At 71.4% G+C, this 17,389-nt stretch carries 17 protein-coding genes and 1 pseudogene; 13 read left to right on the forward strand and 5 right to left on the reverse strand.

Annotated features, from left to right (window positions below; genetic code table 11):
* Window positions 1-14: 14 nt before the first annotated feature.
* A complete protein-coding gene (aceE, locus tag ABD785_RS20965) occupies window positions 15-2,786 on the reverse strand; it encodes a pyruvate dehydrogenase (acetyl-transferring), homodimeric type (protein WP_344830884.1) in 2,772 nt (923 codons plus the stop codon).
* A 260-nt stretch (window positions 2,787-3,046) separates the two neighbouring features.
* Between aceE and ABD785_RS20970 the strand changes: the two genes are divergently transcribed.
* The 7 genes from ABD785_RS20970 to ABD785_RS21000 all read left to right on the forward strand — a co-directional run bounded on the left by ABD785_RS20970 (window position 3,047) and on the right by ABD785_RS21000 (window position 8,428).
* The gene (locus ABD785_RS20970) at window positions 3,047-3,454 is read left to right on the forward strand and encodes a secondary thiamine-phosphate synthase enzyme YjbQ (RefSeq protein WP_344830886.1); all 408 of its coding nucleotides are present in this window, start codon (window positions 3,047-3,049) and stop codon (window positions 3,452-3,454) included.
* Window positions 3,455-3,596: 142 nt separating this feature from the next.
* Window positions 3,597-4,025: a DUF3052 domain-containing protein gene (locus tag ABD785_RS20975; RefSeq protein WP_344830889.1), complete on the forward strand. Its 429-nt coding sequence runs from the start codon at window positions 3,597-3,599 to the stop codon at window positions 4,023-4,025.
* 60 nt (window positions 4,026-4,085) lie between these two features.
* A complete protein-coding gene (locus ABD785_RS20980) occupies window positions 4,086-4,544 on the forward strand; it encodes a peroxiredoxin (protein ID WP_344830891.1) in 459 nt (152 codons plus the stop codon).
* Window positions 4,545-4,680: 136 nt separating this feature from the next.
* The gene (locus ABD785_RS20985) at window positions 4,681-4,917 is read left to right on the forward strand and encodes a hypothetical protein (protein WP_344830894.1); all 237 of its coding nucleotides are present in this window, start codon (window positions 4,681-4,683) and stop codon (window positions 4,915-4,917) included.
* Window positions 4,918-4,979: 62 nt separating this feature from the next.
* Complete coding sequence (locus tag ABD785_RS20990) at window positions 4,980-6,530, forward strand: substrate-binding domain-containing protein (protein ID WP_344830897.1); 1,551 nt, start codon at window positions 4,980-4,982, stop codon at window positions 6,528-6,530.
* 9 nt (window positions 6,531-6,539) lie between these two features.
* On the forward strand, window positions 6,540-7,595 hold the full coding sequence (locus ABD785_RS20995) for a potassium channel family protein (protein WP_344830900.1): 1,056 nt from the start codon (window positions 6,540-6,542) through the stop codon (window positions 7,593-7,595).
* A gap of 44 nt (window positions 7,596-7,639) precedes the next feature.
* Entirely contained in the window at window positions 7,640-8,428 is a 789-nt protein-coding gene (locus ABD785_RS21000) for a glycosyltransferase 87 family protein (protein WP_344830903.1), read from the forward strand.
* Window positions 8,429-8,465: 37 nt separating this feature from the next.
* On the opposite strand, the gene asnB is transcribed toward ABD785_RS21000, so the two are convergent.
* Complete coding sequence (gene asnB / locus ABD785_RS21005) at window positions 8,466-10,310, reverse strand: asparagine synthase (glutamine-hydrolyzing) (RefSeq protein WP_344830906.1); 1,845 nt, start codon at window positions 10,308-10,310, stop codon at window positions 8,466-8,468.
* A gap of 125 nt (window positions 10,311-10,435) precedes the next feature.
* Between asnB and ABD785_RS21010 the strand changes: the two genes are divergently transcribed.
* Window positions 10,436-11,368, forward strand: coding sequence for an NAD-dependent epimerase/dehydratase family protein (locus tag ABD785_RS21010; RefSeq protein WP_344830909.1), 933 nt, complete (start codon window positions 10,436-10,438; stop codon window positions 11,366-11,368).
* Window positions 11,369-11,396: 28 nt separating this feature from the next.
* Here the strand turns inward: ABD785_RS21010 and ABD785_RS21015 are convergent, their stop codons facing one another.
* From ABD785_RS21015 to ABD785_RS21025, 3 genes are all read right to left on the reverse strand, one after another.
* A complete protein-coding gene (locus ABD785_RS21015) occupies window positions 11,397-11,891 on the reverse strand; it encodes a DUF3145 domain-containing protein (RefSeq protein ID WP_344830911.1) in 495 nt (164 codons plus the stop codon).
* 287 nt (window positions 11,892-12,178) lie between these two features.
* Window positions 12,179-13,189: an adenosine deaminase gene (locus ABD785_RS21020; RefSeq protein ID WP_344830913.1), complete on the reverse strand. Its 1,011-nt coding sequence runs from the start codon at window positions 13,187-13,189 to the stop codon at window positions 12,179-12,181.
* A 31-nt stretch (window positions 13,190-13,220) separates the two neighbouring features.
* Window positions 13,221-13,757: a TetR/AcrR family transcriptional regulator gene (locus tag ABD785_RS21025; protein WP_344830915.1), complete on the reverse strand. Its 537-nt coding sequence runs from the start codon at window positions 13,755-13,757 to the stop codon at window positions 13,221-13,223.
* A gap of 74 nt (window positions 13,758-13,831) precedes the next feature.
* Between ABD785_RS21025 and ABD785_RS21030 the strand changes: the two genes are divergently transcribed.
* The 5 genes and pseudogenes from ABD785_RS21030 to ABD785_RS21050 form a co-directional block, all read left to right on the forward strand.
* The gene (locus tag ABD785_RS21030) at window positions 13,832-14,248 is read left to right on the forward strand and encodes an organic hydroperoxide resistance protein (RefSeq protein ID WP_344830917.1); all 417 of its coding nucleotides are present in this window, start codon (window positions 13,832-13,834) and stop codon (window positions 14,246-14,248) included.
* A 36-nt stretch (window positions 14,249-14,284) separates the two neighbouring features.
* A complete protein-coding gene (locus tag ABD785_RS21035) occupies window positions 14,285-15,370 on the forward strand; it encodes a S8 family peptidase (RefSeq protein WP_344830919.1) in 1,086 nt (361 codons plus the stop codon).
* A gap of 106 nt (window positions 15,371-15,476) precedes the next feature.
* Complete coding sequence (locus ABD785_RS21040) at window positions 15,477-16,004, forward strand: RNA polymerase sigma factor (protein WP_344830922.1); 528 nt, start codon at window positions 15,477-15,479, stop codon at window positions 16,002-16,004.
* The gene (locus ABD785_RS21045) at window positions 15,997-16,428 is read left to right on the forward strand and encodes a hypothetical protein (protein ID WP_344830925.1); all 432 of its coding nucleotides are present in this window, start codon (window positions 15,997-15,999) and stop codon (window positions 16,426-16,428) included. Before ABD785_RS21040 ends, ABD785_RS21045 begins: the two co-directional genes overlap by 8 nt.
* A pseudogene (locus tag ABD785_RS21050) lies at window positions 16,425-17,389 on the forward strand (hypothetical protein); the annotation flags it as partial. The gene ABD785_RS21045 and the pseudogene ABD785_RS21050, both read left to right, overlap by 4 nt.

The following is a 17,389-nucleotide window of genomic DNA, read 5'->3' on the forward strand; positions in this document are numbered from 1 at the left end:
GCCCTGATCGCGGATCAGGCCGCGCCGCCGGACTCCTCCGGTGCGTTGGTGCCGGAGACCGCGGCCACACCCTGGTCCAGGCCGTAGCGCTGGATCGCCTGGGTGAGGACCTCGGGCTTGAGCTCGCCGCGCTTCACCAGGCGGGTCAGGACCGCCAGGACGATGGACTGGGTGTCCACGTGGAAGAAGCGGCGGGCCGCGGCCCGCGTGTCGGAGAAGCCGAAGCCGTCGGTGCCCAGGGTGGTGTAGTCGCCCGGTACCCACGGGGCGATCTGGTCCTGGACGGCCCGCATGAAGTCGCTGACGCCCACGATCGGCCCCTGCACGCCGTCGAGGCGCCGGGTGACGAACGGGATCAGCTGGTCCTTCTCGGGGTTGAGCAGGTTGTAGGTGTCACAGTTGATCGCCTCGCGGCGCAGCTCGGTCCAGGACGGAGCCGACCACACGTCGGCCGACACGCCCCACTCGCGTTCCAGGATCTCCTGCGCCTCGACGGCCCAGCGGCCGGCGACGCCGGAGGCGAGGATCTGCGCCCGGGGGGCGTCCGCGCCGAGGTCCGTGCCGTCCTTGAACTTGTACAGGCCCTTGAGCAGGTCCGCGACGTTCAGGTCGGCCGGCTGCGCCGGCTGCGGCATCGGCTCGTTGTAGATCGTCAGGTAGTAGTGGATGTCCTCGCCGTTCGGGTGCTCCGGCGTGGAGCCGTACATCCGGGTGAGGGCGTCCTTGACGATGTGCGACAGCTCGAACGCCCAGGACGCGTCGTAGGCGACGGTCGCGGGGTTGGTCGAGGCCAGCAGGATCGAGTGGCCGTCGGCGTGCTGGAGGCCCTCACCGGTGAGCGTGGTGCGCCCGGCGGTGGCTCCCAGCATGAACCCGCGGCCCATCTGGTCGGCCATGGCCCACATCTGGTCGCCGGTCCGCTGGTACCCGAACATCGAGTAGAAGATGTAGATCGGGATCATGTGCTCGCCGTGCGTGGCGTAGGAGGTCGACGAGGCGATCAGCGAGGCCATGGAGCCGGCCTCGGAGATGCCCTCGTGCAGGATCTGGCCCTGCTCGGACTCCTTGTACGACAGCATCAGCTTGCGGTCGGCGGCCTCGTAGGTCTGCCCGTGCGGCGAGTAGATCTTCGCCGTCGGGAACATCGCGTCCATGCCGAAGGTGCGGGCCTCGTCGGGGATGATCGGCACGAAACGGTGGCCGATCTCCTTGTCCTTCATGAGGTCCTTGAGCAGCCGGACGAACGCCATCGTCGTGGCGACGGCCTGCTTGCCCGAGCCCTTCTGGAGCTCCTTGTAGGCGTCGTCGCCGGGCAGCTTCAGGGCCTTGGCGCGGTTCTGCCGCTTGGGCAGGAACCCGCCGAGGGCCGCGCGCCGCTCCTTCATGTACTGGATCTCTTCGGAGTCCGCGCCCGGGTGGTAGTAGGGCGGCAGGTCGGCCTCGAGGGCCGAGTCCGGGATCTCCAGGAAGAGGCGGTCGCGGAACTCCTTGAGCTCGTTCTTCGACAGCTTCTTCATCTGGTGGCTGGACATGCGGGCCTCGAAGTCCGGTCCGAGCGTCCAGCCCTTGATGGTGTGGGCGAGGATGACGGTCGGCTGGCCGACGTGCTCGCGCGCGGCCTTGAAGGCGGCGAAGAGCTTGCGGTAGTCGTGGCCGCCGCGCGAGAGGTTGGAGATCTCGTCGTCGGAGAGGTGCTCGACGATCTTGCGCAGGCGGGGGTCGTCGCCGAAGAACTGCTCCCGCGTGTAGGAACCGGACTCGACCGAGAAGGTCTGCATCTGGCCGTCGGGGGTGGTGTTCATCTTGTTGACCAGGACGCCGTCGACGTCCTTGGCCAGCAGCGGGTCCCAGTCTCGGCCCCAGATGACCTTGATGACGTTCCAGCCGGCGCCCCGGAAGTAGGACTCCAGCTCCTGGATGATCTTGCCGTTGCCGCGCACCGGGCCGTCGAGCCGCTGCAGGTTGCAGTTGATGACGAAGGTGAGGTTGTCGAGCTCCTCACGGGCGGCGAGGCCGATCGCGCCGAGCGACTCGGGCTCGTCCATCTCGCCGTCGCCCAGGAAGGCCCACACGTGCGAGCGGGAGGTGTCCTTCATCTCGCGCGAGAGCAGGTACCGGTTGAAGCGGGCCTGGTAGATCGAGTCGATGGCGGTGAGGCCCATCGAGACGGTCGGGAACTCCCAGAAGTCCGGCATGAGGCGCGGGTGCGGGTAGGACGACAGCCCGCCGCCGGCGTGCGAGACCTCCTGGCGGAAGCCGTCGAGGCGCTGCTCGCTCAGGCGGCCCTCGAGGAACGCGCGCGCGTAGATGCCGGGGGCGGCGTGGCCCTGGATGAAGACCTGGTCGCCGGACTCGCCGTGGTCCTTGCCCCGGAAGAAGTGGTTGAAGCCCACCTCGTAGAGCGAGGCGGCCGAGGCGTAGGTGGCGATGTGGCCGCCGACCGACAGCTCGGGCCGGTTGGCGCGGGACACCATGATCGCCGCGTTCCACCGGATGTAGGCCCGGATGCGCCGCTCGATGTGCTCGTCCCCGGGGAACCAGGGCTCGCTCTCCGGCGGGATGGTGTTGATGTAGTCCGTGCTGCGCAGGCCGGGCACACCCACCTGCTGCTCACGGGCTCGCTCTAGCAGTTTCAGCATCACATAGCGGGCCCTGGTGCGGCCCTCGGTCTTGATGACCGTGTCCAGTGATTCGAGCCATTCCCGGGTCTCATCGGGGTTGATGTCCGGGAGCTGGCTCGGCAGGCCGTCGCTAATGATCGAGAAGCGTTGGCGTCCGGAAGGCACTGGGGTCCCCTTAACACGCGCGGATTCCATCGGCTGTTTGTCGATGTTCGTTTTGACCTGTGACGGTCTCCCCCCATCCTGCTGCCTGTCAGACGCACTCGCATCTCTACTGAGCGGTAACTAGACGCAGGTCAGGACCGGATTCCAGGTCGGCGACGGCGCACCCGCCCGCAGGTAAATACCTGGCAATAAGGGAAGAGTGACTCCCGGAAGGACACCCCGATCCACCAGGAGAGGTCTATACCTGTGATGATCGTCTCATGAAGAGCACAGTCCTCACCGTGAGCACCGGACGGCGTGAGGCGATCCACGACCTCACCGCCGAGTGCGCGGGTTTCGTCCAGGGCGAAGGCGACGGCCTCCTGAATGTGTTCGTGCCGCACGCGACCGCCGGAATCGCGATCATCGAACTGGGGGCGGGAAGCGATGAAGATCTTCTCGCCGCGCTGCGTGATCTTCTTCCGGCGGACGACCGCTGGGTCCACGCGCACGGATCGCCTGGTCACGGGCGGTCTCACGTGATGCCCGGGATCGTCGCGCCCTACGCGACCGTGCCCGTCCTGGGCGGCCGGATCGCCCTCGGGACGTGGCAGAGCATCGCTCTGGTCGACCTGAACCTGGACAATCCGGATCGGCAGGTGAGGCTGTCCTTCCTCCGGGGAATGTGAATTCCCGAGGATTGGATCATGCTGATGAGGTATGGGCACTTGCGCAGAGGGTGGTCCCTTGTGTGAACTAGCCCGCAATACCTTGGGGAGTCACCGTCGAACAGTACGGTGAACCCGTGAAGACGACACAGGGAGGACGTTCGTGAGCGCGACCGCGGGTCAGGCGCAGACGGAGCGCAGCCTGGCCGAACGGCTCGGATTCAAGCCGGGCCAGGTGGTGCAGGAGCTCGGTTGGGACGAGGACGCGGCTGAAGAGCTGCGCGAGTCCATCGAGACGGTCACCGGCAACGAGCTGGTCGACGAGGACTACGACGAGGTCGTGGACGTCGTACTGCTGTGGTGGCGCGATGAGGACGGTGACCTGGTCGACGGCCTGGTCGACGCCCTCACCTCGCTGGCGGGCGGCGGTCACATCTGGCTGCTCACGCCCAAGCAGGGCCGTGAAGGCCACGTCGAGCCCAGCGACATCGGAGAGTCGGCCCCCACGGCGGGCCTGTCCCAGACCAGCAGCGTCAGCGCCGCTCCGGAATGGTCCGGCACCCGTCTGGTGGCCCCGAAGGGCCGCAATTGACGATGCCGATGGCAGACTGGCGCCGTCAGGATTCAGTCTTGCCCTCGAAGGGAAAAGAACATGGCCGTTGAAGTCGGCGACACCGCCCCGGACTTCGAGCTGAAGGACCAGCACGGGACCCCGGTCAAACTGTCGGACTTCCGCGGAAGCAAGGACGTCGTCCTGGTCTTCTACCCCCTGGCCTTCAGCGGGGTGTGCACCGGCGAGCTCTGCGCGATCCGCGACGAGCTGCCGACCCTGGGCGGCGACGACGTCCAGGTTCTGGCGGTCTCCGTCGACTCCGTCTTCGCGCTCCGCGCGTGGTCCGAGCAGGAGAAGTACCAGTTCCCGCTGCTTTCGGACTTCTGGCCGCACGGCGGCGTGGCGCAGGCGTACGGTGTCTTCAACGACGAGAAGGGCCTCGCCCGTCGCGGGACCTTCATCATCAACAAGGAGGGCGTGGTGTCGTGGAAGGTAGACAACGACATCCCCAACGCCCGTGACCTCGACGAGTACCGCAAGGCGCTCGCCGAGCTCTAATTAGGCAGCCTGGCCGGGGATCCGCCGTGCGGTGGATCCCCCGCCCGCCCACCAAAGGCGGTGGCCCATGCCCTGCTTCAACTGCGGAGCACGGCAGTCCGATCCTGCGCGCGGTGTTTCCACCTGGAAACGCGGTGTGCAGGCGGACCGGCAGGTACTGATCTGCCCCAACTGTCAGACCCACGAACTCACCCTCGACCGCTGTTCGGCGTGCGGCTCGCTCGAGCTGGTCTGCCGCCTCGGCGAGGTCGAGTGCCGCTCCTGCGGCGCCACCCGCGAGGCCGCCCCCGGCGACCTCGTGGCCTCGGGCGCGCCCGGCCTCTCCGACGAGGTGCAGGCGGCGCTCGACCGGGTGCTCAAACGGCGTTCCTGATCGTTCATCCAACGCTCACCCGGCGTTCTCCTCCCTTCGCGGCGCCCCGCCGTCTCATGGGCATGAAGAAAGTCTTGGCGGCGGTCCTGACGACCGCCCTCCTCGCGGGATGCTCCTCCGGAACCACGTCCGGCGGACCCCGGGAAGGCACGCTGCGCGTGCTGGCGGGCAGCGAGCTCGCCGATCTCCGCCCGATCCTCGAGCAGGCGAAGGAGGCCACCGGGGTCTCGGTCCAGCTCGACTTCGCCGGCACCCTCGACGGCGTCCAGCAGGTCGCCTCCGGCCGGGCCTCGGCCACCTACGAGGCCGTCTGGTTCTCCTCCAACCGCTACCTCGGGCTGCACCCGGGAGCCCAGGTGGGCACCGCGACCCCGATCATGAAGTCGCCGGTCGTGCTCGGCGTCAGGCCCGAGGTCGCCCAGCGGCTCGGCTGGACCACCGAGCGGCCCACCTGGGCGAAGATCGCCGAGGCCGCCGCCCGCCGGGACTTCACCTACGGGATGACCAGCCCGGCGGCGTCCAACTCGGGGTTCTCCGCCCTGGTCGGCATCGCGACCGCGCTCAACCCCGGAAGCGACCTCGACCCGGCCGGGATCGAGCGGGTGGCGCCGAAGCTCAAGGAGTTCTTCGGCGCGCAGACCCTCACCGCGGGCTCGTCCGGCTGGCTGACCGACGCCTTCGTCCGGCACGGCGCCGAGGTCGACGGCCTGGTCAACTACGAGTCGGTGCTGCTGTCCCTGAACGCCTCCGGCAAGCTCCAGCAGCCGCTGACGCTCGTCTACCCCGCCGACGGGGTCGTCACCGCCGACTACCCGCTGACCCTGCTCGGCTCCGCCCCCTCCCACGCCCGCGACTCCTACGCCAAGCTGACCGCGTACCTGCTGAAGCCCGAGGTGCAGCAGCGGATCGCGGACACCGTCCACCGGCGGCCGGTCACCGCGGGCGTGGCCTTCGCCGGCGAGCAGGGGCTGAAGGAGCTCCCGTTCCCCGGCGCGCTCCAGACCGTCGACAAGCTGATCGCCGCGTTCTTCGACCGGCTCCGCAGGCCCGCCCGGACCCTCTACGTCGTCGACGTCTCCGGCTCGATGACCGGCCAGCGGATCAAGGATCTCAAGGCGGCGCTCGTCTCCCTCACCGGCGCGGACGACAAGGGCTTCGAGCGCTTCCACAACCGCGAGCAGGTCACCCTGATCCCGTTCAGCAGCAAGACCGCGCCGCCGCAGGTCTTCACCATCCCCGAGACGGGCCCCGAGCCCGAGCTGCTGAAGATCCGGAGCTTCGCCCAGGGCCTCAACGCCTCCGGCGGGACCGCGATCTACGACAGCCTCACCACCGCCTTCGGGATCGCCCGGCAGCAGACCGCCAAGGACCCCGACCGGTTCACCTCGATCGTGCTGATGACCGACGGCGAGAACGCCAACGGCATGAGGTTCCCCGAGTTCGAGAGCCGCTATCCGTCACTGGCGAAGGGCGTCCCGGTCTTCCCGATCCTGTTCGGCGAGGCGAAGGAGGACGAGATGAACGAGCTGGCGCGGCTGACCGGCGGAACCGCCTTCGACGCCCGCAAGCAGCCGCTCGAAACGGTCTTCAAGGAGATCCGCGGTTACCAGTAGGGTGCATTCGTGCCGATTGCCCTACTTCGTGTTCTGCACGGAATCACCGCCAAGGCATGGCGAGCCCCCGCGCTCGCCATGCTCTCGGCGTTCGTCGTCGGCTTCCTGCTGATCCACTTCTGCGAACCCGCCGACGCGAAGATCCGCGAGCCGTGGAACTACCTCTGGTACTTCTTCGTCAGCGGGACCACCGTCGGCTACGGCGATCTGTTCCCCGTCTCCGCCGGCGGCCGCGTCGGCGCGGTCCTGATCGTGAGCTGCGGACTGTCCGCGGGGCTCGTCCTCTTCGCGGAACTCACCCTCTGGCTCGCGAAGGGGCAGACCTTGAAGGCGACCGGCCACGCACGGCTGCACCACGAGAACCACGTCATCGTGATCGGCTACCGCCGCTCACGCGTGCTGGAGATCGTCAAGCAGCTCCGGAACGATCCCAAGCACACCAGGACCCCGGTGGTCGTGGTCTTCTGGGAGGACCAGCTCAGCGGCGAGAACCCCGATCCCGGGGTGCTGGAGGTCATCGCCTTCGACGGCACCGCGTTCGAGCGGGCCTGCCTCGACCGGGCGGCGACGGTCTTCGTCCAGGGCCGCGACCACGACGAGACCGTCCGGGTCATGCTCGACGTCAACGCGCACGCCGCCGCCTCCTGCCATCTGGTCGCGGCCGTCCCCGACGGCGTCCGGCGGGCGGAGTTCCAGCGGGCCCTCAGCCTGATCAACCCCGAGATCGAGCCCGTCGGCACCGACGACCCTGCCGTCGTCGCGGACGTCATCCGCAATCCCGGCGTGGCCACGATCTACTCCAACCTGGCCAGCACCCTGGACGCCGACAGTTCCCTGTTCCGGGTCGACGTGCCCGAGGGCGAGGGTCCGTGGACCCGGCTGGCCCTGGCCGTCCATCTGCTGGAACGGGGCTGCACGCTGCTGGCGGTCGGCGAGTCCAGCCGCCCGAACGCCCGCTTCCGGCTCGATCCCGATCCCGCGGCGCTCGTCGGCGGCGGGCAGTCGCTGGCGATCGTCGCCCACGACCGTCCCGAGATCGTGTGGTCGGGCATTCCCACCTCCTGACCCGGAAGCCGTCACCTTCCGCTCAACGGCTGTAACTTTGGGCCATGCTGGGTTTGGGCGGGGTGCTCGTCTCGCTGGCCGTGACGGTCGCCGTCGTCTCCGGGATCCGTGAACCGCGCAGGATCGCGGCGCTGACCGCGGCGATGTGCTGCCTGGCTCCCGTGCTCGACCTCGTCCGCCTCGGGCCGATCGGGATGCTGCCGGTGGCCCTGTGCGCCGTCGGCTGCCTGGTGCCGTGGCGGTTCCGGGGGGCCCTGATCGGGGCGGCCGCGGCGCTTCAGCCGCTGACGGCGCTGTTCGTGCTCCATCTGTGGGTGACCGGACGGCGAATGGCCGCCGCCACCGCCGCCGGGGTGCTCGCGGGGAGCCTGCTGGTGCTGCCCGGCGCGGCCTGGCGCTTCTGGAGCTTCTGGACCGGGCGGGCCTTCGATGCCCCTGAGCGGCCACCGCTCGCGGAGTCGAACCTCTCCCTGCTCGGAATGTTCCACCATCTGCCCGTTCCCGCCCTGGCCTGCTGGGCGGTGGCGGCGGCCGGGCTGCTGGCCGTCTGGGCGCGGATGGTGCGGCGGCTGCCACCGGCCTGCGCGGTGGCCGTGACGGGGCTCGTGGCGGTCCTGGTCTCGCCGGTGGCGTGGCCGCACTGCCTGGTCTGGGTGGTGGTGGCGGTCGCGGCCCTCGTCGCGGACGGCAGGACGGCCGCCGCGGCCGGGGTGTGGGTGCTGTTCCTGCCGTGGAACCTGCCCCCGGTCATGCTGGGCGCGCTGGCCGTCCTGGTGCTGCTGGCGGTGGGGCTCCCCGTCCGGCCGGCCGCTCAGGCTCGCGTGGTCATGTGATCGCGGACCGGGAGGCCGATGCGGCCGCGCCGCCCGGTCAGGCCGGGCACGGGTTCCTGGCCCTGGTCCACAGCTCGAACTGGAGCAGCGCCCACAGGCGGCGGCTGTGGTCGTCGCCGCCGTCGTGCGCGTCGAGCAGGCCCGCGACGCGCTCGGGGCGGAAGAGCCCGCGCGAGGTCGCGGTCGTGTCGGTGAGGACGTCGCGGGCGAGCTCGCGCAGGCCGGTGCGCAGCCACTCGGCCAGCGGCACCCCGAAGCCCTGCTCGGGCCGGTCGACGAGGTCGTCGGGGAGCCACGCGCGCAGGGCGTCCTCGAACAGGGTCCCGGTCGTGGCGCCCGCGGTCTTGAGCTCGGTGGGCAGTCCCGCGGCGAACCGCATCAGCTCCTGGTCGAGCAGCGGCGAACGGGCCAGGAGCGAATGCGCCATCGTGGTCGTGTCGGCCTTCACCAGCAGGCCGCCCGGCAGGTAGGTCTGCACGTCGACGTCGAGGAGCCTGGCGGCCCCGCGCGCCGCCGACCGTTCGTGGACGCCGGTGAGCAGATCGCAGGTCTCGACGCCCGCGAGCGTCTCGGCGAAGGCGGGGGTGTAGAGGCCGGCCTTCTCCTCGGGGCCGAAGCAGGACATCATCCGCGCGTACCGCAGCGCGGGATCGTGCCCGAGGACCTCGACGATCCGCGCGGCCCGGCGCGGCACGGTGCGGGCCCGGGTGCGGCGGACCATCGCGGTGCCCGCGCGGGCCAGCGCCGGGCGCATCTGCGGCGGGACGTTCACCCGGGCGGCCCGGCCGGGCGGCGCGTACCGCTCGTGGCCGCCGAACGATTCACCGCCGCCGTCCCCGGTCAGGGCGACGGTGACCTCCCCGGCGGCGAAGCGGGCCAGGAGGTGGGCGGGGACGGCGGAGGCGTCGGCGAACGGCTCGTCGAAGGCGCGGGCCAGCTCGGGCAGCACCTCGAGGCCCGACGGCTCGACGACGTACTCGTGGTGGTCGGTGCCGAACAGCTCGGCGACCCTGCGGGCGTGGGCCCGCTCGCCGGGGCGTTCGTCGGCGAATCCGATGCTGAAGGTCCGCACCGTCCCGGCGAGCCGCGCCATCGCCGCGACGACCGCCGAGGAGCCGAGCCCGCCGGACAGGAACGCCCCGATCGGCCGCTCCCCCGCCAGCCGGAGCGAGGTGGCCTCCAGCAGCAGCTCGCGCAGCCGCTCCGCCGGATCCTCCGGGACGGGCCGCGGCGTGGCGTCCGGCCGCCAGTAGCAGGCGGTGCGGACCGCGCCGTGCTGGAACGTCAGCAGATGGCCGGGCGGCAGCTTCTCGACCCCGCGCCGGATCGACCAGGGCGCCGGCACGTACTGGAGGGTCAGATAGTGGTGCAGGGCGACGGGATCGATCTCGATGGACCCCTCGATCGCCTTCAGCTCGGAGGCGAACTCCAGCGCCCCGTCCTCCAGCCGCCAGTACAGCGGCTTCTGGCCGACGCGGTCGCGGGCCAGCAGCAGCCGCTCCTCGCGGCGGTCCCAGACGGCGAAGGCGAACATGCCGCGCAGATGGTGCACGAGGGCGTCGCCGTACTCCTCGTACAGGTGGACCAGGCACTCGCCGTCGGCGGACCCGGCCAGAACGTGGCCCTTGGCGCGCAGGGAGTCGCGCAGTTCGGCGTGGTTGTAGAGCTCGCCGTCGAAGACCGCGACGATCCTGCCGTTCTCGGAGCGGGCGGGCCGGACGCCGCCCGCGCCGTCCGCGATCGCCAGCCGGCGCGTCCCGAGCGCGGCGTGGTCGTCGGTGTAGAGGCCCTCGCCGTCCGGGCCGCGGTGGGCGACGGCCGCGCACATCCTCCGGACGAGATCGGCGTCGGGGCGTCCGGAGACACCCGCTATTCCGCACACACGTACCTCCGGTAGCTGCCGGCGCGGGCCGCTTCGATCACGCTGATCCGCATGCCCGGCTCCCATATTCGACAGAAAGTGTGTGCAACACTACTAAGAGTGCCGCCTGGACGTCGGGAGAGACTGTGAACATCGTCGTGACCGGCGGAGCGGGATTCATCGGCGCCAACCTGTGCCGGGCCCTGGCCGCGAGGGGCGACCGGGTGACCGCGCTCGACGACCTGTCGACCGGGTACGCCGTGAATCTCTCCGGCTCCGGCGCGGAGCTGGTCTGCGGCTCGATCCTCGACCGCGACCTGCTCGGCGACACCGTCGCCCTGGCCGACGCCGTCGTCCACCTCGCCGCGCTCCTGTCGGTGCCGCGCTCGCTGGAGAACCCGCTGGCCTTCCACGACGTCAACGCCACCGGCACCCTGAACGTGCTGGAGGCGGCCCGGCCGAGCGGCGCGCACGTCATCCTGGCCTCGTCCTCGGCGGTCTACGGCGGCACCGAGGCCCCGCTCAGGCACGAGGACCTGCCGCCCCGGCCGCTGAGCCCGTACGGGGCGAGCAAGCTGGCCGCCGAGTCCTACGCCCTCGCCTACGCCCACAGCTTCGACGTCCCGGTGCTGCCGTTCCGGCTCTTCAACGTCTACGGGCCGCTGCAGTCGGCGGGCCACGCCCACGCCGCCGTCGTTCCGGCCCTCATCGACGCCGCGCTGCGCGGGGAGGCCCTCCAAATACACGGCGACGGCCGTCAGACCCGCGACTTCACCAACGTCGCGACGGTCGTCACCGCCGTCATCGACGCCCTCGACCGGGGCACCACCTCCGCGACCCCGGTGAACCTGGCCTTCGGGACCCGCACGTCACTACTCGACCTCGTCGTGCATCTCGAGACGCTGCTGGACCGGCCGCTGGAGATCGTCCACACCCGTCCCAAGTCCGAGGACCTCCGGGCCTCGCGCGCGGGCGGCGACCGGCTCCGTTCCCTGTTCCCCCACCTCACCCCGGTGCCGCTGCACGAAGGCCTGCGCCAGACCCTCGCCTGGTTCCGGTCGGCGTCGCTCCCGGCCTGACGCAGCCCGCCGGGCGGAGTCCTCCGCCTCAGACCGCCGCGTGCAGCCAGCGGACGGGGGCGCCGTCGCCCGCCCGGCGGAACGGCTCCAGCTCGTGGTCCCAGGGCGTGCCGAGCAGCCGCTCGAGCTCGGTCTCCAGCGAACCGCCGCGGGCGGCGGCCCCCGCCATCACATGGCGGAGCCGGTCTTCGGGGACCATGATGTCGCCGCTCGCGCCCAGCGCGGCGGTGAAGACGCCCAGGGAGGGCGTGAAGCTGTACCGGACGCCGTCGGCGCCCGGTGCGGCGTCCTCGGTCACTTCGAACCTGGCCAGTTTCCAGGCACGCAGAGAAGAGGCGATGGCGGCCGCGGTGCCGGGCCTCGCTTCCCAGCACAACTCGGCCCGCTGGCTGCCTGGGGCAGCGGGCTGATCCGTCCACGGCAGCTTGACAGGAACGCCAAGCACACCCGCGACCGCCCACTCGATGTGCGGGCAGAGTGCAGGTGGCGCGGAGTGGACGTAGAAAACACCGCGTACGGTCACTCGGTCCTCCTGGTAGAGCGGGTCTGAGGCGCGTCTTCCCCTACGGCCTCTCACAGCCCACCAGATGGCCCGTGCGTCCTCATTGTGCCCGATCGACGTGGTTGAAACCAGCGTGATTGACGAACAGAAACGTCGCGGCAACAATCCGCGACACTCCGATGGCGATCGTTTACGCGGTCCCGTGTGGGGTGATACCGGCAGAAAGCAGGAAACAGGGAGTCAATCTTTCACCCCTCAGGGGTGAGCGCCGCCGGCATGCTCCGGCGGGCTCCTGCCCCGACGAGCGGTCAGCCGCGGTAGGCGTCGATCTCGGCGAGCAGCCCCGCCTTGCCCGCGTCGTCGAGGAACGAGGCACGGACGGCGTTCTTGGCCAGTTCGGCGACGCCGCGCCGGTCCAGGCCGAGCAGCCGGGCCGCGACCGCGTACTCGGTGTTGAGGTCGGTGCCGAACATCGGCGGGTCGTCGGAGTTGACCGTGACCACCAGGCCCGCGTCGACCATCCGCTTGATCGGGTGGTCCTCGATCCGTTCGACGGCCCGGGTGGCGATGTTCGAGGTCGGGCAGACCTCCAGCGGGATCCCGTGCTCGCCGAGATGGTCCATGAGCCTCGGATCGGCGACGGCCTGGGTCCCGTGGCCGATCCGCTCCGCCCCGAGGTCGTTCAGGGCGTCCCAGATGGTCTGGGGCCCCGTGGTCTCGCCCGCGTGCGGGACGCTGTGCAGGCCGGCGGCGCGGGCCTCGTCGAAGTAGGGCTTGAACTGCGGGCGGCCCACCCCGGCCTCGGGACCGCCCAGGCCGAAGCTGACCAGGCCCTCGGGCCTGCGGTCCACCGCGACGCGCACCGTGTGCTCGGCCGCGGGCAGGCCCTCCTCGCCGGGGATGTCGAAGCACCACCGCAGGACGGTGCCGAGGTCGCGTCCGGCGGCGACCCTGGCGTCCTCGATCGCCTCGAGGAAGGCCTCGACCGGCATGCCCGCCATGAGCGTCAGGTAGGGCGTGACGGTCAGCTCGGCGTAGCGGATGTTCTGGCGGGCCATGTCCTCGGCCACGCCGTAGGTGAGCGAGCGGACGTCCTCGGGCGTGCGGACGAGGTCCACGACCGAGACGTAGACGTCGATGAAGTGGGCGAAGTCGCGGAAGGTGAAGTACTCGGCGAGCTTCACCGGGTCGGCGGGGACCTTCGTGGTCCCCTCGTGCCGGGCTGCGAGCTCGGCGACGACCCGCGGCGAGGCCGATCCCACGTGATGGACGTGCAGCTCGGCCTTGGGCAGCCCGGCGATGAAAGTTTCCAGTGACACTGCGCTTCCCCCGTTCGCGAAGAATCCGATCTTATGCGGCGAGCACCAGGGCGGCCCGCACCCCCGCCGCCACCGCGGTCTCGTCACCGAGACCGCCGCTGACGGCCAGCCCGTCGCGGATCAGCAGCAGGAGATCGGCCTTGGCCGCGGCGTCGTCGCGGCCGGACCGCTCCAGCAGGTCGCGCATGAGGCCGCGGAACCACTCGCGGTAGTCGGCGACGACCAGCCGGACGGGGTGCTCCGGGTCGGGGAACTCGGCGGCGGCGTTGAGGAACGGGCAGCCGCGGAAGCCGGGGCCGCAGCTCAGGTCGCCGAGCAGGGTGAAAATCCGCTCCACCCGCTCCGTGCCGGTGCCCGGCAGTGCCTCGAGGGCCTCGCGCTGGCGGGCGTACTCCTTGGCCAGATAGGCGATGACCAGGGTGTCCTTGGCCGGGAAGTGCTTGTAGAAGGTGGCCTTGGCCACCCCCGCCTCGGCGATGATCCTGTCGATGCCCACGGTGTGGACGCCTTCGGCATAGAAGAGCCGGGTGGCGGTGTCGAGCAGCCGGGCGCGGGCAGGGGACGTCATGGAATTGACAATAGCAGACAGGTCTGTCTAGAGTCGGAAATGTCCGAACAGACAGGTCTGTCTAAGGAGTCCAGATGAGCAGCGTCCTCTACACCGCGATCGCCACGTCCGCCGGCCGCGACGGCCGTTCGGCCTCCAGCGACGGCAGGCTCGACGTCACCCTCGCCCGGCCGAAGGAGCTGGGCGGCGACGGCGCGGGCACCAACCCCGAGCAGCTCTTCGCCGCCGGCTACTCCGCCTGCTTCGCCAGCGCGATGCAGCTCGTCGGCCAGCGCATGAAGCTGGACGTCTCCGACGCCGCCGTGACGGCCGAGGTCGGCCTGAAGCCGAACGGGCAGGGCGGGTTCGAGCTCGAGGTGGCGCTCCGGGCCGAGCTGCCGGACGCCATCTCCGCCGCCGAGGGCGAGGCGCTGCTGGAGGCGACCCACCAGGTCTGCCCGTACTCCAACGCCACCCGCGGCAACATCCAGGTCTCGGTCACCCGCGAATAGGTTCACTCAATGTAAAGATTCAGGCACACTGAGTTCATGACCTTCGACGGCGACGCCCGGATCGAGCGGCTGCTGGCGCGCCATCCGGACGTCCGGATGGTGGCGTCCGGCGCACTGGTCAGGGCCGACCAGCTCCTGGTCGCCGACGGGGATCTGGAGCGGGCCGGCGGGCTGCTGCGGGCGTGGAGCACCGGCGCCGAACCCGGCCCGGGGGTCACCAGGGTCAGGCTCGATCCCGCCCGGCGGGTGGACGTCTGCGAGCTGGCCGCCCTCGCCAGGGCCCGCGGTCTCACCGCGGGCCCCAACCATCTGGTCCACACGCAGCCGATGTGGTGGACGGGCCCGGCCGAACGGCCTCGCCCGGCCCGCCCGAGCCGGCTGCCGCCGCCGGGACCGACCCGCAGGGACGTGACCGTCGCCGTGCTCGACACCGGGCTCGACCCGCATCCCTGGTACGAGAAGAGCGACTGGTTCGCCGCCCAGCGCGACACGGTCGGCGAAGTCCTCGACGCCGACCTCGACCACGATCTCGACGGCCAGGCCGGGCACGGCACGTTCGTGGCGGGGGTCGTGCTGCGGCACGCGCCCTCCGCCCGGATCACCGCCCGGCGGGTGGCCGGCGGCGACGGCGTGGGCGACGAGCTGGCGGTGGTGCGGGCCCTCGACGGCCTCACCGCCGACATCGTGAACCTCTCCCTGGGCTGCCACACCTATGACGACCGGCCCTCCCCCGTGCTCCAGCGGGCGATCGCCGGGCTCGGCCGGGGCACGGTCGTGACGGCCTGCGCCGGGAACACCGCCACCGACCGGCCGTTCTGGCCCGCCGCGCTGAAGCAGGTCCTCGCGGTCGGGGCGCTGGACGGCATGGAGCGCGCCTACTTCAGCAACTACGGCTGGTGGGTCGACGCGTGCGCCCAAGGTGTCGCGGTGGAGAGCAGTTTCGTGCGCTTCGCCGGATTCGAGGGGTACGCGGCGTGGTCGGGGACCTCGTTCGCGGCTCCGGCCGTCGCCGGGATGATCGCGGCGCATGTCGCGTCCGGGACTTCTCCGGCGGATGCCGCGGACCTGGTCATGGCGTCCGGCCCTACCCGTCCGGACCTCGGCACAATCATCAGGACCTGAACACGGTCCGGCCGCGATCCGGTAACCACACGCCCGTCGCCGCCGTTTCCGGCGCGGCGGCCCCTAGCGTCTCCTCCCGGAGCGAGGGACCTCGTGGAAGGACACGATGGTCCGTGAAACCCGCGTCACGGCTGGGGAGCTGGTGGCGCACGCCTGCCGGGGCGACCAGCCGGCCTGGGACGCGCTCGTCGACCGCTTCCAGCCTCTGCTGTGGACGATCGCCAGGACCCACGGCCTCGACCGGGCCTCGGCCGAGGACGCCGTCCAGGCGACCTGGCTGCGGCTCGTGCAGAAGATCGGCACGCTGTGGGATCCGGAATCGGTGGGGAGCTGGCTGGCGACCGTGTGCCGCAACGAGGCCAGGGCCCTGGTCAGGGTCCCTCTTCCACGCCATCCCCCGGACGCCCCCGCCGCCGGGCCCACTCCGGAGGAGCAGGCGCTGGCGCGCGACCACCTCACCCGCACCGCGACGGCGCTGAGCACCCTTTCCGACCGCTGCCAGGGCCTCCTGCGCCTGCTCGCGGCGGCCGCCACCTACACCGAGGTCTCCGCGGCCCTCAATGTCCCCATGGGCAGCATCGGGCCGACCCGCTCCCGCTGCCTGCACCACCTCCAGGAGGCCCTAGGTGAATGAAGACCTGCTCCGCACCCTCCACCGGGACTTCCAGTCCCTCGATCCGGTCCCGGCGGGGCTGACCGAGGCGGCCAAGGCGGCCTTCGCCTTCCGTGATCCGGACGCCCGGCTCGCCACCCTGGTCAGCGCCACCGCTCTGACCTCGGCCGGGCTGCGCTCGGCGACCCGGCTCGTCACCTTCACGACGGGCGAGACCACGATCACCGTCGAGGTGACGCCCACCGGCCCCACCCGCTCGCTGACCGGCACGCTGGCCCCCGCCGCGGCGGCGCTCCTGACGGTCCACTCCCCGACGGCGGCCGTCCGGGCCCCGCTGGACCCCGGCGGCCGCTTCATCGCCGACGACATCCCCTCCGGCCTGGTCATGCTCCATCTCTCCCTCCCCGACGGCACCAGCATCGTCACGAACTGGACCCGCCTGTGACCCTGGCCTCCCCCTCCCACGCCTCCCCTTCGCACGCCTCTCCCTCACCCGAGGACATACGGACGCTGGCGATCGCGCACAAGGACCGGGGCGACCTCGCCGCCGCCTTCGCCGTCCTCGACGGCGCGCTGAAGCCCCTGGCCCGCGACCCGCGGCGCGCCGCCCGGCTGAGATCGGTCCGGGTCGCGGTGCTCATCGCGGCCGGACGGATCGCCGAGGCCCTGGCCACCGCGGAGGAGGTCATGCCGCTGCTGGACGGCGGCGACCGCGACCGGCTCCGGGTGACCCTGGCCTGCGCCCGCGCCTACCAGGGCGGGGTCGCCGCCGCCCCGGAACGGGCACCGCGCGCCTCCGCCGACCCCGAGGCCAGGGCCGGGCACCTGATCGCCCGGGCGCTGCGCGACGCCTACGCCGGCCGGGCCGAGGCCGCCGAGCGGGCGCTGCGCGCCGCCGAGACCATCGCGCGCAGGGCCGGATCGCGCGGCCTGGAGCTGATGGTCCGCAACAACCTCGGCTTCCTGGCCGCCCGGCGGGGCGATCTTCCGGCGGCGCTGTCGATGTTCGCCGAGATCGAGCCCGAACTGCGGGGCGAGCGGCTGGCCCAGTGCCGCATCGACCGTGCCCAGGCGCTGCTGACCGCGGGACTCTCCGCCGAGGCCCGCGACCTGCTCGGCCAGACCGTCACCGAGTCCGACGCGAGCGGGCTGGCCGCCGAGAAGGCCAACGCGCTGCATCTGCTCGCCGAGGCGGAGCTGACCTCCGGTGATCCCCTGCGGGCGGCCGAAACCGCCTGGCGGGCCCGGCTGCTGTTCGCCGCCCAGGACCGTCCGGGCTGGGTCGACCTGGCGACCGGCGTCCACCTGCGGGCCCGGCTGGCGGGGCGGGGGCCCACCGCCGGGGCGCCGGCGGGGGCGGGGAAGCTGGCGGGGACAGGGCGGGCGACCGCCGGGCGACTCGCCCT

It is taken from the genome of Actinocorallia longicatena, from assembly GCF_039534125.1.
Classification (GTDB): Bacteria; Actinomycetota; Actinomycetes; order Streptosporangiales; family Streptosporangiaceae; genus Actinocorallia; species Actinocorallia longicatena.